The organism is Caballeronia udeis (assembly GCF_001544555.2).
Lineage (GTDB): Bacteria > Pseudomonadota > Gammaproteobacteria > Burkholderiales > Burkholderiaceae > Caballeronia > Caballeronia udeis.
In genome coordinates this window covers 1-14,993 of record NZ_FCOK02000130.1, presented here as the reverse complement: position 1 = coordinate 14,993, position 14,993 = coordinate 1, and the positions used below count along the sequence as shown (strand labels likewise).

General features: G+C 61.4%; 22 protein-coding genes. All 22 read right to left on the bottom strand.

The annotated features are described in order from the left end of the window. Nucleotides 1-665 precede the first annotated feature (665 nt). Nucleotides 666-983 carry a hypothetical protein gene (locus tag AWB69_RS43555; RefSeq protein WP_062092960.1) on the bottom strand — a complete coding sequence of 106 codons (318 nt, stop codon included), beginning with the start codon at nt 981-983 and terminating at the stop codon, nt 666-668. A 7-nt stretch (nt 984-990) separates the two neighbouring features. Then, nucleotides 991-1,161 (bottom strand): hypothetical protein, encoded by a 171-nt coding sequence (locus AWB69_RS49065; RefSeq protein ID WP_197500477.1) that lies wholly within the window; start codon nt 1,159-1,161, stop codon nt 991-993. 104 nt (nt 1,162-1,265) lie between these two features. Next, nucleotides 1,266-1,658, bottom strand: coding sequence for a hypothetical protein (locus AWB69_RS43550; RefSeq protein ID WP_062092959.1), 393 nt, complete (start codon nt 1,656-1,658; stop codon nt 1,266-1,268). Nucleotides 1,659-1,670: 12 nt separating this feature from the next. Beyond that, nucleotides 1,671-1,901, bottom strand: a complete 231-nt coding sequence (locus AWB69_RS43545) for a DUF3717 domain-containing protein (protein ID WP_062092958.1) — start codon at nt 1,899-1,901, stop codon at nt 1,671-1,673. A 35-nt stretch (nt 1,902-1,936) separates the two neighbouring features. Next, nucleotides 1,937-2,188, bottom strand: coding sequence for a hypothetical protein (locus AWB69_RS43540; protein WP_062092957.1), 252 nt, complete (start codon nt 2,186-2,188; stop codon nt 1,937-1,939). A gap of 13 nt (nt 2,189-2,201) precedes the next feature. After that, nucleotides 2,202-2,540 (bottom strand): hypothetical protein, encoded by a 339-nt coding sequence (locus AWB69_RS43535; RefSeq protein WP_062092956.1) that lies wholly within the window; start codon nt 2,538-2,540, stop codon nt 2,202-2,204. Between the two features lie 12 nt (nt 2,541-2,552). After that, nucleotides 2,553-2,753 (bottom strand): hypothetical protein, encoded by a 201-nt coding sequence (locus AWB69_RS43530; protein WP_062092955.1) that lies wholly within the window; start codon nt 2,751-2,753, stop codon nt 2,553-2,555. 705 nt (nt 2,754-3,458) lie between these two features. Further along, on the bottom strand, nt 3,459-3,896 hold the full coding sequence (locus tag AWB69_RS43525) for a hypothetical protein (protein WP_062092954.1): 438 nt from the start codon (nt 3,894-3,896) through the stop codon (nt 3,459-3,461). 14 nt (nt 3,897-3,910) lie between these two features. Beyond that, on the bottom strand, nt 3,911-4,501 hold the full coding sequence (locus tag AWB69_RS43520; protein ID WP_062092953.1) for a phospholipase D-like domain-containing protein: 591 nt from the start codon (nt 4,499-4,501) through the stop codon (nt 3,911-3,913). Nucleotides 4,502-4,520: 19 nt separating this feature from the next. Continuing rightward, nucleotides 4,521-4,745 carry a hypothetical protein gene (locus AWB69_RS43515; protein WP_062092952.1) on the bottom strand — a complete coding sequence of 75 codons (225 nt, stop codon included), beginning with the start codon at nt 4,743-4,745 and terminating at the stop codon, nt 4,521-4,523. A 31-nt stretch (nt 4,746-4,776) separates the two neighbouring features. Then, nucleotides 4,777-5,202, bottom strand: a complete 426-nt coding sequence (locus AWB69_RS43510) for a hypothetical protein (protein ID WP_062092951.1) — start codon at nt 5,200-5,202, stop codon at nt 4,777-4,779. 11 nt (nt 5,203-5,213) lie between these two features. Next, nucleotides 5,214-6,800, bottom strand: a complete 1,587-nt coding sequence (locus AWB69_RS43505) for a DUF5710 domain-containing protein (protein ID WP_156529195.1) — start codon at nt 6,798-6,800, stop codon at nt 5,214-5,216. A 33-nt stretch (nt 6,801-6,833) separates the two neighbouring features. Next, nucleotides 6,834-7,094, bottom strand: a complete 261-nt coding sequence (locus AWB69_RS43500; RefSeq protein WP_062092949.1) for a hypothetical protein — start codon at nt 7,092-7,094, stop codon at nt 6,834-6,836. A gap of 639 nt (nt 7,095-7,733) precedes the next feature. Beyond that, the gene (locus AWB69_RS43495) at nt 7,734-8,165 is read right to left on the bottom strand and encodes a hypothetical protein (RefSeq protein WP_062092948.1); all 432 of its coding nucleotides are present in this window, start codon (nt 8,163-8,165) and stop codon (nt 7,734-7,736) included. 687 nt (nt 8,166-8,852) lie between these two features. Continuing rightward, complete coding sequence (locus AWB69_RS43490; RefSeq protein ID WP_062092947.1) at nt 8,853-11,150, bottom strand: ParB/RepB/Spo0J family partition protein; 2,298 nt, start codon at nt 11,148-11,150, stop codon at nt 8,853-8,855. 554 nt (nt 11,151-11,704) lie between these two features. Next, nucleotides 11,705-11,899, bottom strand: a complete 195-nt coding sequence (locus AWB69_RS43485) for a hypothetical protein (RefSeq protein WP_062092946.1) — start codon at nt 11,897-11,899, stop codon at nt 11,705-11,707. 41 nt (nt 11,900-11,940) lie between these two features. After that, nucleotides 11,941-12,411, bottom strand: a complete 471-nt coding sequence (locus AWB69_RS43480) for a hypothetical protein (protein WP_156529194.1) — start codon at nt 12,409-12,411, stop codon at nt 11,941-11,943. A 54-nt stretch (nt 12,412-12,465) separates the two neighbouring features. Beyond that, on the bottom strand, nt 12,466-12,852 hold the full coding sequence (gene bamE / locus AWB69_RS43475; protein WP_062092944.1) for an outer membrane protein assembly factor BamE domain-containing protein: 387 nt from the start codon (nt 12,850-12,852) through the stop codon (nt 12,466-12,468). 67 nt (nt 12,853-12,919) lie between these two features. Next, on the bottom strand, nt 12,920-13,198 hold the full coding sequence (locus AWB69_RS43470) for a hypothetical protein (protein ID WP_137954140.1): 279 nt from the start codon (nt 13,196-13,198) through the stop codon (nt 12,920-12,922). A 600-nt stretch (nt 13,199-13,798) separates the two neighbouring features. Then, entirely contained in the window at nt 13,799-14,170 is a 372-nt protein-coding gene (locus AWB69_RS43465) for a hypothetical protein (RefSeq protein ID WP_062092942.1), read from the bottom strand. 9 nt (nt 14,171-14,179) lie between these two features. Next, a complete protein-coding gene (locus AWB69_RS43460; RefSeq protein ID WP_062092941.1) occupies nt 14,180-14,371 on the bottom strand; it encodes a hypothetical protein in 192 nt (63 codons plus the stop codon). 3 nt (nt 14,372-14,374) lie between these two features. Further along, entirely contained in the window at nt 14,375-14,728 is a 354-nt protein-coding gene (locus AWB69_RS43455) for a hypothetical protein (RefSeq protein ID WP_062092940.1), read from the bottom strand. Nucleotides 14,729-14,993: the final 265 nt, after the last annotated feature.

Sequence of the window (14,993 nt, the reverse complement as noted above, 5' to 3'; positions counted from 1 at the left end):
CCCGCAAGGGGCTCGATGCGCAGCTCGCGACGCGAGCGGAGCACGCCATAGCGGTTTCCGGGCAACGCCCGGAAATGCCCCTCGCCTCTTCGTCTTTGCTGGTGGTGTTGATTCATATTGCGCCGGCAGCACGCTGACGGTAGCCACAGATCAAAACACTGGATCCGGTAATTCAGCAGGTGCCGGGCGGCAGCTGGCAATTCCCGAGAATCCAGAAAGCGCCGGTTTGTTGCGGCCGACGGCCGCAGCAAACGTGTTTGGTTCAGCCGTCGAGCTGGCGATCGCGGGCTAGACTGCAATGGCGCCGGTGCGGCGATTGTTGTCGGCCGGCTCGAGCTTGGAATTTGAGAGAAATGCGGATGCCGGCGGATGCGTGCGACCTCAGACCAATTCAGGCAGGACCCGCCGCGGTGGATGACGACGTGGGAGCCGCCGTCGTCCCACTTTAGCGGGTTGCGTTTCATTCATGCCGCTTGCGGCACTGTTGGGTGGCCAGCGCCGGGGCGAAGCCCCTAGAGCGTACCTTCTCTGACTCCGGAGCGGGACGCTTGCACGTAGCGTGACAGGCAGTAGCCTGGCGCGATGCGTGCCCCGGTCCGGCTGGATACGACGGCCACTGAAATTTCCTCGGGAAAAGGACGGCCCATCTTGCAGGCCGTTTGCTCCTAAACTTCGGTCCCGCCTATCCAGACATTACCGACATATGCGTCAGCTCCGCCGCTTTGCTTGACCTGTTCGATGATCGCCGCGCTATCGACCAGAGCGAACAGCGCCGCATGTGTCCATGCGACTTGCGGTGCAATCTCGATCAGCACCGCGCCGGTCAGGTCTTTGAGGAAAAAGGTTGCTGGCTCGTTCCCGGCCAGCAAGTCCGGTTCACCTGCTCTGACCGCCTCGGCGATCAGCTTGATACCGGATCGGCTCATGCGGACAGCTACCGTGTGGGGTGCATGGTCGGTATCCAAAACGCGATTGAATTGCATTTTTGCCTCAGTATCCAAGCCAGTCGAGCACTTCCTTGCCCTGATATTCGGCGCGGTCGCCAACGTCTGCGAGGAATGCCGGGAACCCGCCCTCGCAGTCATGCTTTGCGATCTCCGCCCCTGCTTCTGCGCGCGTGACGATTTCCTCGCACGCATCTTCGTACCCCAATCCGCACATGATCATTCTCCTTACTGGCGAGAAATAAAACGCGCGATCCGCCGCGTTAGAGTCAACTGAATAAACACCTCGTCATTCACCCAGCCTGCGACGAATCCTCGCCACTAGTCGGCCAATCGGCCCCACTTGCTGTAAATGTAGCCGTAGTGATCCGCCGCCTCTTCGCCCATGCACACGCTCTGACACGCCGCTTCGGTCGCCTTCATCAGCTTCCATGACAGCATTCGGCTACCGTCGTCTGTGCGTTGCTCTGCCACGGGCGCGAAGTCACTCGCGCGCTGATTGGCCGTCGGCGCGTCGTGCCGCTCGCATTCTGCGGATGCAACTTCGGGGGCTCGCCACTGTTCAGTGCTCATGGTGTTGATGACGCGGCCTCGGGTCCGGATAAGCTGGCCGGTTTCCGCTTCGTGATAGTGGGTCAGAGCGAGAGTATACGGACGGCCAGCACGATCGACATCCGAGATGGTTTCGTGTTGCAGGGTGCAGACGATTTGCATTTTCGGAACCTCTCAGGCGTAACGTTCGGGGGTTGCTGCCGCATATGCTGCGGTCTGGATTTCGTTGAAAGTCGCGGTGTCGACTGTCTTCGAGCCTTTGAAAATCATCGTGCCGTACACGTCAGCGAGCGCGCGCGCTTCAGCACAGAGCGCCGGGGCCTGATCGTTGCCCTCGGGGCTGGGCTTGCGGTTACGCCAGATGTTGATCGCGGCTTCGAGCTGCTCAATGGAAATGTCCGGCATGGTTGTATCTCCGTTAGGTTCGGACGCGTCGCGGCTCAGGCGACAATCCACGTGAAAGGCTCACCCGAAAGAACGTCCAGGCCGATAGGCCCAACCTTGTCCTCGTGGCTGTAGACGATTGCGCGCGCCTTCGCGCCTGCGGACTCCAGAAACGAAAGGATTGCGCGGCGGTTGCACTTGCCGCGATACGGCGTAACGTGTACGCCATCGCTGGCTTCTGCTGTGATCACTACGTCGTTCGACGCAATCAGCAGATCCACCTGCAGGGAAGAAGCAATGCGGTTCATGGCAAGTCCTCCGTTAGCCGTGAATCCGGCAGGGGGTGCCCGTGCCATCATTGCCACCTGCAGAACGGATCATTTCGCGCATCTGCTTGTGTCGGATGTTCGCCTGGCGCGCGAATTCCTCTTCGACCGCGTAGCCGGCCCTCCATGCCTGTGCAAGCTGCGGTACGTCTGCCAGAAGCGCGGGCATCGGGTCATGGCCGTACGCTCCGGCGCCAACCGATTCGGCGGCCCACGTTGCCCGGTTCATCAGGTCGATAGCGGAGTCCGATACCATGCCTGCGGCCGTCATTTCGATGCGGGACAGTGCCCACATTACGCGCGCGTCGAGCGCGAGAGAAAGAAGTTCGTTCATGGGTCGGTTTCCTTAGAGGGGCATCGGGGACCAGCAGCCGGGAGCGTGGCGGTACAGCGTCACGCGCTTTGCCTCGCCATTCAGTTCTGTTTCCAGACGCACAGCGCGCACGTCATCCTCCTGCCGACGCCACGTGTGCAACACGCGGATGGGTGCGGCTTCCTCGCAACCGAGAAAGTAAGCGGCGATACGGCGAAGAAGATTCGATTTCATGTCTGTGCGCTCCGGCTGGTTTTAAGGGTTTCAGGCTGACCGGGACCCAAGATTCTGAGTCCCTTCGTAGGGGTGGTTTTTGCGCGATCGGCAGCTGCTACCGTGCTGCCGCCAGTCCCCTTAGTTCGTCGTCCCGCGACTAAAGGAGCCCGGAGCCGTGGCTGGACAAGGGCGTGCCCGGAGGCCGCATGCGGAGCGCAGCCGCAGGCGAGCACCGAACGGGTGAGGACACGGCGAAGCGAACCCTTGTCCGGACACGGTGGAGGGCTACGGTCGCGAAACAGGACGACGAACTAAGGGGGCTGGCCCGCGGTGGCCGGATTCCGCGCGAGGGCAAAAACGCCGCGCGGCGAGCGCCCTCATGCGAACGCAGTTCGCATCATTCCAGGCAGTTGGATGTCCAGAAGGGACGCCAGTCCCTTTTGGTCGGCGTCAGCCGAAAGGCAAGCGCTGAAAGCCCGAAGGGTCGAGACCCGCTAGGGGCTCGATGCGCAGCTCGCTACGCGAGCGGAGCACGCCATAGCGGTTTCCGGGCAACGCCCGGAAATGTCCCTCGCTTCTCTGTCTTAGGTGTTGCTGTGTTTTCCCATCCGGGCGCCGATGACAGACACGATTCAGATCCGGTGAAATGCACAGACGAAAAAAAAGCGCAGCCAGACCAAAGATCTGCATGCGCCCGGTCATACCCGGCTGAGCGTCAGCGATTCATGCGTCGACCATCTGCTCACGGCTATCCGTCGCCGGCGGACGTCGACGCTGCGCCGTGCCCTTGCGGACCCTCATCGGAAAGCCCTGCAGATGGTCGTTTGCCGCGCGGACAATAGGCTGCAGGTCTGCCCATACTTCGGCGCCGGCGTCCGCCTCACGTCGATGCTCGTCAAGGATCGCCTTCATGAGCTGCCTCAGAATGTTCAGGTGGATACGGGTCAGCGGATCCAGGCGTGAGCGGTCGCTGGCCAGCAAGAATCGCCATTCGTTCACACGACACTCGAGCGTGTTCCATTGCGTAGGGCGGATCGGCAAGCCATTCAGCACGCGTGCCGATAGCACCTGCGAAAGGATGACGGCCGCGTTCAGCGCGGGCAGCAGCTCGATGTGTTGCGACTGCAGCCCGGGTGTAGGTTCGTTCCAGTTGGAGCCCATGATGTCGTCTCCGTTTAGATCGGCCGGCATCCGGCAAGACGTGACTCGAAGTGCTGCTCGAAGTCCGCTGCACCTGCCTGGTCGTTCCACTCGATAACCGCGTCCTCGCTGTTGGAACGAGCGCCGGCCTCGGTGTAGTTGAGACTGCCGGTTTGAACGCTGTGCCCGTCGAGAACCATGTCCTTGTCGTGCATGATGCGGAATTGACTGGTGGCACAAACGGCCGCACCCGATCGCGCAAGGTATGCGAGACCGCGGCGGATATAACCGTCGCGGTCGTTTGCAATGTTCTCGTTATAGTCGACGACGACTGACACGGTAACGCCTTCCCGGGCCTTCTGCGCAAGCGCTTCGAGCAAGGGGCGATAGGTCAGGACGTAAGCGAGCATGTGGATCGACTGGTGGGCGGAATACACACCGAACATCACCAGCGGCATACCGATGCCGTCAGGCGAAAACGCGTGCCAGTTCTCCCGCGTTGTCGGCGCTGTGGCCGTACGCGTCTGCACGGCCTGCTGGACTTCGGCGGCCCAGCTGTCGGCCGCGCCTGCGTTTCGACACGCGAGTGCGACGATGATGGAAACCAGAGCGATGTGTGCTCTCATGATTTTTCAAGTCCTGTAGTTATGCAGCGCGGCACGGCTGCGATGCTGCGGTGACGTCATTGGTGACGGTGCGTTCGCGTTGCGCCTGGCGACGCTTGCGCGCGCGGTGCGCGTCGCGGTCGGTGTCGGTGTACATGCGGGCTTCGGCCCGGGAGTGGTCGCAGGCTTCACGGATGACGTCGGATAGCTCGTTATCGGACAAACCCGCGAATGCTTGAAACGAAATGCGTAGTGCCTTGGCCATGACGCTTCCTCCGGATCTCTGCAGGTGAGCGTTACTCGAAATCGGCTGGCTGGCCGACGCCCGCCAGGATGGTGGTGCTGCTACGCTGCGCGTTCGTCAGCACATAGACGCTGTGATCGGCGCGCAGGGAGAAGCGGGACAGTACGGCGCCGCCCTGCTCGATCGCGATCAGGTTCCGAGCCTGCTCGTCTGGAGTCATTTCGGACCAGTCGCCTGTTGCATGCCGCAAGGCAAACTCGATCTCCGACCGGCCCGCGCTGGCGAGCTGCGCGCGAACAACTTCGCCGGCGGCCAGTTCTCCGGTCGGAAAAAGTGGCTTCAGTTCGACTGCGCGAATGATCTGCCCCGCGGACCCGACCACGTAACACTGAGCCTCGGGCGCGTTGCTTGGGGCGAGCGTCCGGGCCTCGTCACGCTGGGCAGAGGAAAGCTCGTGGAAATAGTGAAGTGTGGGCATCATTGCCTCCATCAGGGCTGTACGTGGCGCGCAGGTAGATCAAACGGCAGGACGCTCGCGACAAACGTCGCGACCCTTGCGCGGCCCTCCGCGTTCGCAAGGTCATTAAAGTCGGTGGGACTGCCGACGACTGATTCGAAAGACGGCAGCAGGGCGATGCCCCCAATCGCTCGGGCCGCCTCAGTTGATGATTCGAGGCCTTTGTTTCGCTGAACCAGCCGGATGTCGTTGTCGCGTCCGTTTGCGACGACATGCGCCGTGACAGATCGCACGACGCCCTGCATGGTCTCCAGTTCGAGCTTGTACTTGCCCTTGGGCGACTGGTGCCATGCTCCATCCGGCTGATAGCCCGCGAGGCTAACGTCACGCTGGAGTGAATCGTTGCCGGCGAACACCTTGACGGACGTGCTCGCTGCGAGACCGCGCGGCATGACGGTCTCGATTTTCGCAAGCGCCTTCTCGATAAAGAACTGGTCGTTGTCGCCGCAAACGATCTTCGCCTGGGATTTGGGCAGGCGCGGCCGCAAGGCTTTGGCAACCTCCACAAGATTGCCCGCGTCAAAACAGACGACAACGGGCAGGCCTGTCGATTCGAACAGGCTTGCACCGGTCGCATAGCCCTCAACCAATAACACGGCCGGGCACACACACAATGCCGCGATGCCATCCGCTCCGATGATGTGGAACGTGCCTTTCTTGCGAGCGCCGCTCGCGAAAAGCTTCAGACCATTCGACCTGTCGGAGATTGCCTGCACGGTCCAGAGCTTCCCGTCGACGTCGCGCGCGGGAACAACGAGGAAGGATTCCTTGCTGCTGCGGAACGATTCGAGATTCAACAGTCCGGCAATGTCATGGACCGCGTTTCGCGCGACGCGCACGCCGTAAGCGCCTACATTCTTGCGAGTGCAATACCCGTGGCGCGACGCGTCCGACTCGGAGAGGGTTGCCAGAATTGCTTCCGTCTTCTCGGCGATCGCGGCATGTTCACGCTCGACCTCGCGTTCACGAGCGATCGCCCGCTCGCGCTCTTGCGCGTTCAGCACGGCCCGTTGTTCGGGGGTTAGACGGATACCGTCGTAGTGCCAGGAACCCTCGCGGCCGAGAAAGTTGCGGATGAAGCCTTTCGGGACTGGACTGAGACTCAGGATATAGGCGCCCTTCTTCTGCCCTTTCGCGCCTTTGAGCAGGACGTTATGCCATTTTCCATCGGCAACGGGTGTCTCTCGCTGCAGACCGTAGTCTTCCATTGCGTCCGCGAACGACGCGAGCCCCTCCGACTCGTTCAGACCAACAGTCTGGAGCGCGTTGCCGTCAAGCAGCCACTTCGAAAATGGCGTCCGGTCTGCCGATGCGGGGATCCAGCACACGCGCTGTTCTCTGTCCCACTCGGCACCAAGCGCCCGCGCCTTTGGCAGATCGCCGCTCGGTACAGCCAGAAACAGCCGTTGCCCGGGTTCTGTCAGCGTGGTGCGTTGGGTAGCAGAAAGCTGCGATGCGGTGCCGGTCGCAGCATTGCGGGGCGTCACGCGCGAATGCCGGGCGGATGCGAGCGTTTGAGCCAGGGCGCGGTCTTCTGCGGCGGAGTTTCTTCTGGTCATGATGGCGTACATGTCAGGTTCGACTCTGTGAGGTTATTCGGCAAGCCATACGCGGAATTCCGCGAGCTTGGCGCGGCGACCCTCGGCAACACCCCTCTGAAATGCACGGCGATAAATGCTCAATGCCTGCTTGATCGCTTCGATATCGGCGTCACGGGAAAGCGTAAAGAGAAGGGTTTGGGTTTCGGAGTCGGCATCGTCGTGAATTTCAGTGCGAAACTCGGTCCGGACAATGAATTCCGGTCCGTCGTGCTGAACGATGACTTCTGTGCTGTCGAGTGCCTGCTGATCCATCACTACCCCCTGTTTTTGCGCTGACCGGGCCCCTAGATTCGGAGTCCCGGCGTATCGTGCTTTGCCGAGAAAGCGGCTCCTTTCGAAGCTGCCGCCGTTCCCCTGAGTTCCTCGTCCCGCGACAAAAAGAGGCATGCATGAGCAGCGGTCAAGGATTCAAGCGCGGGGTGGGTGCGGGCAGTCGCGCAGCGACAACACGGCCCCGCGCGCCTTGACCGGTGCGATGGCATGACTACTGTCGCGGTGGTGGACGGGGAAACAGGGGACGGGGTTTCGGCACGGAGATCGACCGAGGCTAAGCGCCGCGCGGCGAGCGCCTTCTCGCGCTGAAGGCGCGACTGAACAGCGCGTTCGAATGAACGAGGAGCGCAGCGAAAAAAAAGCCCCGCGCGAACGGGGCGAAGGTACTGCTTCCGAGGGACAACTACGACAACAACAACAACAACAACAACAAAGCACAGCGTTTGCACGGTGAGACTTTTCGGGAGCGCAGCGACCGATCGGCGAGGCGCTGGCAGCCCCGACCGCAGGGAGAGGGGCGAGACTCCTGCGGAGGCTCGACGCTTAGCCCGTGCTGTTTGCGGGCGTAGCGCAACATAGCCGGTCTTTGCGATGCAAAGACGCCCCGGAAAAGCAGTCTTAATCATGCTCAGATTCATCAAGGATCACCGACCAGCGCGGTGCGACCTTTCCTGACTTCGACTCAAACCAATGCGCAGCCGCGAACCAGCATGCGAATAACACAGCACATACCAGGCACAGCGCGAGATAGCCGATCATCACGCGCTTGACAACGAACCAGTTTCCTTGTGCGGCAGAACATCCCGCCGGCGGGACAAAGTTCAGATGAGAAGCGAGTACCGGACTACAGAAGTGCAGAGCGGCAACCACAAATGGAGCAATGATCCAGATGAGTGCGCCGGACGAAAGGGCCACCAGTGACCATGCAAACAGTTCGAGAACAATCGACCGGACCACTCGATGCCGGGCAAGTTTCACGACCGTAACCGGTGGCTCAGTCTGTGTCGAAAGACGTCCGGCGAGGAAAGCAAGCACGATCGAACTGAGCATTGGTAAGAGTCAGGCAGTCAGCAAGAATACATTCTTCAAACAGGCTGTCGCGGCGCGCAAATCAGCCAACGAGTGAACGCGCGTCGAATTCATGCGCGTAGCATTCCGTGGGTCAGGGAAGCCGGCGTTCTGCCGGTCACGATCTATATCGACGCCTCGACTCCGACAGGGAGCGCGAGACACGAGCAATCGAAAGATCTCCGACAGAGTGAAGCAGGTTCCGTACGAAGCAGTCACGGATAAAGCGTCGAACCGACGCGCGCGCGTCACCGCGAAAGCGGTGATTGCAGCGCGCGTCGGTTCGGTTTTTGGTGCTGAGAGGTTGGTCATCCTCGGTCGTTCTTCGTGTGGCTTTTCTTTTTATCTGTTCGCTCGCGAACAGACATCTATATTTTATTCACTTCGATCACTGACTACAATTTATATTTCACTTGCGGTAGATGGGCCGGGGGAAGGGGTTCCAAGGGGGAACCGGTACGGGGTTCCCCCTTTGGTCGGCAAAGCCGATCGTCATCTCCGCTGCGGCTTTCCAACGGTGTGTAGCGCCGGTAGGCGCGCACCGGAGGAAAGCCGCAGCGCACTTTGGGCGGACGAACCGGGGCAACCCATCCTCGCGCGCGGACGAAAAAAAACCCCGCTGCGAGGCGGGGCTAAAGGGTCCGAAGACCCGAGGGGAGAGAGACGGAATCAGGCCGCTTGCTGGACTGACTTGAATGCTCCCGGGTTGGTCGGCGGGAACGGCCAGGCTGCGGCAGGGTTGAGAGCGAGTGCGGTGCCGATCGGGCGCACGACATTGGCCGGTGCCGGGGCGACGTCATCGGACTGCTGTGCGAAGTCTGCCGCCTTCGGGAAGTGCCACGGCTCGGCGTTGTCGGTGACGTGGACCGTTTCGCCTTGCGCAGCTTCCACGTGATCGGCAAGCTCTGCTCCGTTGGCGTCGCCGCCCTGCTCGTCATCTGCTTCGTCCGTATCCTCGTCCGCGTCGTTGGCGTAATAGCGGACCTGATGCACTTCTGCTGCGGACATGAATTCGGGCAACCAGTTCTTGCCAGCGAGCAACTTTTCAGCAGCTTCCGCTGCTTCGCCCTTCTTCATCTTGCCGACTCGCTTGCCTTCTTCCGCCGAGACCACCCCGCTGACCACGGCGACGATGCGATCCTTCGAAACATGGTTCAGATAGCTCTCGCGGGTCGGTTGCCAGTAGGCCGACAGGTTCAGGTCAAGCGCACCGGCAATTGCGTTGACCGCATTGGGGGCATCGTTGCGGCTCACGCCGTTGATGCTCAGCGCGGTGCAGACCGACAGGACGTTCAGGAGGCGGTCTTGCGGCTGCTCAAGGAGCCACCCGAAAAGCTCGTTCGGGTTCGCGGGCAGCAGCTTGCGCCACGTCTGCACGTATTCGCGCAGTCCGCGCGCGTGCTCGTTCTGCTCCAGTTCGGGGGCGGCACGGCTCATATCGTGAAACGCTTCCCTGCTGCTGACCTGAACGACGCTCGCACCATCGATATAGCCGGTATAGAGGAAATCGAGCGCAAGCTTATGCACGATGGTGACCAGCGCAACATTCGCGTTCATCGCGAGCGCTGACTGAACCGCTGCCGTGCGGTGAGCGGTCAGGTTCAGGAGAAGCTTTTCCGAGTGAGCGCTCTTCTCCTTCTTCGTCATGCTGCGTGGAAGCTCGACACCGCTATCCTGCATCATCGTGCGCGCTTCCTCGCGATCTTCGCGGCGAACAAGGCCACGATGCACAGTGAGGCCACCGTTATGGCTCACGTAGACGATAGCGCCGCTGACCTGCATCTGTGCGGGCGTGAATTCACCTTCGCGTTCCTCGATTTCGGCGATTTCGCAAGCCAGCTTGTTGTCCTCAGCTTCGAGCCCTTCAACGACCTCGTCGCTCAGATGTCCGTCCTCCCCCTCGTCCACGTCGTAATGCGCCTGGAGCGCGTCCGTGACCTCGTCATAGCGCTTTTGCAGCGCGTCGAAGTGTTGCTGTTGCTCCGGGTTCAGTGGGGCCGGTTGGGCGTACAGTTGCGTGAACTGGTTATGCTCGTCGTAGTCGAACTTCGGGCGCGATTCGACCCAAGCCCAGCCTTCGGCCTCGATGGTTTTGACTTCGCTGGCGACTCGTTGATCGAAGACGCGCATCAACACGTCGCGGTTCAGAATGAAACCTTCGTCGTTCTCCGAAAAGAGATCACGTTCGACCATGCCGCCTGCGGCTTCATACGCTTCGACCGTAACGAAGCGCACCATGCGGTCATTCAGCGACAGCTTGTCGCCTTTAAGACGGGCGCGCAGTTCGCGGGGGTTACGCGCCCAATCGCTCTGAGCGCCAAACCACACGGCCTCCTGTGTCTGATGATCGTCGGTCATCGCAAGCGCCTGAATCTGCTCAAGCTCCATTTCGTCGTCTGCGAAGAGGTCGAACAGCTTGGGCGATACGCTCGCCAGTTTCAGATGACCGGCCACGGTTTTCGGCGTGACCTTGAACACCGCCGCGATGAATTCGGGGCTGCGGCCTTGGTCTGTGAGGGCTTTGTAGGCGATGAACTGGTCCGCCGGATGCGGTGGCTTACGCAGATCGTTCTCCGTGGCACTGGTGAGAATTGCGTCCGCTTCCGAAATGACCTTGCAGGGGACCAGATAGTCGGACGTAATGTCGCCGCGCTCGACGTTGAACAGCAGACCGAGGCGACGCGTCTCGCCAGCGGCAACGCCGTAGGTCTGCGCTTTCTTTGCGCGCTTCTTCATCGGATGGACGACGAGATTCTGCAGCAGTCCGACTGCCCTGATGTTGTCCGCGAATTCCAAGATAGTCGCCTCCGTGCGCGCCTTCTTGCGCTGATTGTACGGCGACTCGACCAACGACCGGAGCGGAATCATTTCGACTGCCGCCCCGGCGCTGATCGCGTTCGGCAGTTCGACGGCGGACACGTTGTCCGTGGTGTTCACGTTGGCATCTTGGGCGTTCACGGTTTGCATGGCAGTTCCTCACAAAAAAGATTGATGATGTGGTGGGACCGCCGGGCCCCAAGATTCTGAAGTCCCGGCCTAAGTTGTTTTCCCGAGTCGACGGCTTCCTTCCGAAGCTACCGCCGTTCCCCTGAGTTCATCGTCCCGCGACAAAAGGAGCGCGAAGCGTGCGACGGTCAAGGATTCAAGGGCGGGAGGTGGTGCGGGCAGTCGCGAAGCGACAACACGGTCCCGCCCGCCTTGACCGGCAAGCGCGAGCAGCTACTGTCGCGAAAAGGACGGGAACACAGGGGACGGGGATTTCGGCAGGCAGGTATGTCGCGAGGGAAAACGCCCCGCGCGGCGAGCGCGCTCACTGAGCCGCTGCAGGCGGCGAAGCTGGAGGGGATGGCACGCGCCGGGGCAAGACCGCGGAGCGGCGTAGCCCCAAGAGCGGGCGTCTCGAGATTCCGGGGCGCGGAAGTGGGCGGCTTGCGTGCCTGACGTCAGGCAGGAATGCAAGGTGCCGCGCCCCGGCACGATAGCTGCGGGCGCGCGACGCTGCGTGCCCTGTCATGCTGGGGTTAGTCGCCGGAGTAAAGCTGTTCGGCAACCTTGTCGGATTCCGGGCGTTTGGCCCAAAGGGCATCCATGCGCTCGAAGGCAAGACTTTGGGTGGGGACGTTGTCGACTACTATTCCGTCGCGCAGGACGTTAAACGAGACGACTAAGATCCCCAACGGGTTGCGGGTCTGGATGCGTTGGCTATCGAGTTGCAAGGTTTGCTCCGTTTCAGTAACCGCCTGGTCGAGGGCGAGTCTCAGCCCGCAACCTCAAAATAGAACCCGCTACGCTTCGCTTCATCCCACACAGCACACCAAAGGATCATTGCCTCTTCGGGCAAGCTCGAAAACGTCTCGTTAATGATCCCGACGCTCTGGAGCGCGTCAAGCATCGCCATATTGGCGTCGCAGAAGTCGTGGGAGTGACAAACTAGCGGGTCCATCTGACTTCTGTTTCGCTCGACCACTGCTGCCTGCTCCGCAGGGGTGAGCCAGTCGGCCAGAATCTCGGCGAAGCGCTTGGCGCAAAACTCAATTGCGCATGCGTGCGCTGCCGCACTGGTCGGCACCGGTTCATCGCCAACGGGCTTCAGCGCGCCCCCGGCTCCCGCAACGTAGGGCATCCACCCCGCAGCAGTTTGCACTGCCACCGGCACACCGGGCGCGATACCGGACATTTCGGGTCCGCCTAGCGTCTTCGCAAGGCCTTTCACTTCGGCTGGTTTCATCATTCTCCTTGCAGGTTTGGCGGGCGCTGCACCCTCGCCCGCCGTGTTTTCCGGTCATCCGAGCAATCCCGCCTTCAACTCGTCCACCGAGTCGGAGAACGTGAATTTCTTCACGCGGCCAGCGTCGTCAAACAAGATCAGCAATTGCTTTTTGTGAACGTCTGCGCCGCGTGCGAAGGCCGAGACAATCGGTACAAAGTTGATTGCTTTGGGGGTCGAGCGGGCATACTCGTACGTCCACTGTTCAACGCCCATTTCGTTGAAACTGACCTTGGACGGCGATCCGAGCGTGCTTTGAATCTCGGCCTTGGTTGTCTTGCCTTCAGTGATCTGCGCGTTGATACTCTCCGCGCTCTGTTCCTTCATGGCGACGTTGCCGACGCTGGTTGCGCAACCTGCACAGAGCACTGCTACTGCGATAGCGAGAAAAAGCGATTTCATGGTGAAGCCTCCTGTGTGATGGAAATGATGCAACGGCAAACCAACTGCAATCCACGGCGTGACAGCCCTATCGAAGGCGCTCCGTCACGTCGCAAACATCCTGAATAAAGCGGCCTCCAATCGAGCCACCGGCAATGCGGCTACCTTCTGCGGTGAAGCCTTCGGCCAAGGTGCCGAACAGACCGCGATAGCACGAAACAACCTCGTCCAATGATTCGCAAGCGGGGGGATCGTAGTGGCGCACGATGCGGCGAGTTCCGCATTCGGTGGTGCTGTACACCGTGATCTGGTGATAGTTGCCTGCTGCGATAGCCTTTGCGATGGAGCGCCCCTCCTTGACCATCATTGCCTCCTGTTGGCGGTTCAAAGCTGACCGGGCCCCTAGATTCCGAAGTCCCGGCGTGAAGGATGTTTCTGCTGAGTCGGCGGCGTCTCTCGCCGTTGCCGCCGTTCCCCTGAGTTCGTCGTCCCGCGATCAAAAGGAGACGCGGCCGTAGCTGGGTCAAGGATTCAAGCGCGGGGTGCTGGGGCGGGATGGAGCGGCAGCGACTGACACGGCCCCGCGCGCCTTGACGCAGCGCAGGACGTGGCTACGATCGCGAGAAAAGGACGGCGAACGAGGGGGACGGGGTTTCGGCACTGAGAGCTGCTGCACGACGAAGCGAAACGCCCCGCGCGGCGAGCGCGCTCACCGAGCTGCTGCAGGCAGCGAGGCTGGAGGGGATGGCACGCGCCGGGGCAAGTCCGCGGGACGCGGCGCAGTCCCAAGAGCGGGGGTGAGTGTTCACCGGGACGCGAAGTCGTCAGCTTGCGTGACGGGCGCAGCCTGGCGCGCGAGGTGCCGCGTCCCGGCTGGATCGCTGCGGCGGTACCGGATACAACAACGCCGGCACTCGGCCGGCGTCGCATGCGTTAGGCCATCTGTAGCATTAGGCTACCCGTAGCCTCACGCTACCTGTATCGACAGGCGATTGTTATCGTACATATGGAGCATTGACAGGAAGTAGCTCGGATCCGCTGGCCATTTGCATTGCTGCCAGTAAGCGAGCAATGCGCGGCGGACGGGCTCCGGATACTCGCGGACCCGCTTGCGCCCCCTGCGCCAATCCTCGGCGCGTCTGGCTCGCTCTGTCACCGTCTGACGCGCCCATTGCTGTTGACGCTGCTCCATCTCTTCATCAACGGTGATCTGCTCGGCCGCGATCTGGTCCGCGAAAAGGGGAAGCGCCTCGCACTCTTTGCGCTGCTTGCGCGCGAACGCTGCGCGTTTGCGGCTAGTGTCGCGAAACTCATACCGTTCCTGCCGTTTGAAGCGCATAGGTTCCCCCTAACGGCAGTTGGCAGGCGTCCCGCTCGCCTGAATATGTCGCGTGATGGCGCGTTTTGCGCCGATCAACGTCCGGCGCTTTTTCAGGACGAATCCGCCGGACGCGTCAACGATCTGCGCCTCGATCTTCTCGACGCGATCGACGTAGGACAGGTGAATGTAGTGTCCCTTGTAGCCGATGGTATGAAACATGGCTCAGGCCTCCACACTGACCGGGAAACCAGCTTGCGCGAGTTCGGCTCGGGCTTCGTCATCCCATGCGGTCGGCGAGTTGCCTTCGCACCGATACGCGTACTCATACGCTGCCTCGCGGACATCCGGGTTGGTCGCCGTGATCTTCACCGCGACCTCGCGATAGGTGCCGTAGTCGTGGCCGTGGTTGCTCTTGGTATAGAGCAATGCCCCCTCGGGCGGCTCACCGAGCACGCGTTTGATCAGATTGATGAACGCTTTGCACTCGGCCCGATTTCGTTCCGGGAAATCGGCCTTGCCGATGTCCGCTGACTCTTCGTCGCATGGGCCGGGTCCGACTTCGATGCTTTCTACCAAGGCATTTCCCCTTGTCGTTGGTGGTGCGGTTTGTGCTGACCGGGCCCCTAGATTCCGAGTCCCGGCGTGAAGGATGTTTCTGCTGAGTCGGCGGCGTCTCTCGCCGTTGCCGCCGTTCCCCTGAGTTCGTCGTCCCGCGATCAAAGAAGACGCGGCCGCAGCTGGGTCAAGGATTCAAGCGCGGGGTGTGGGGCGGGATGGAGCGGCAGCGACTGACACGGCCCCGCGCGCCTTGACGCAGCGCAGGACGTGGCTACGATCGCGA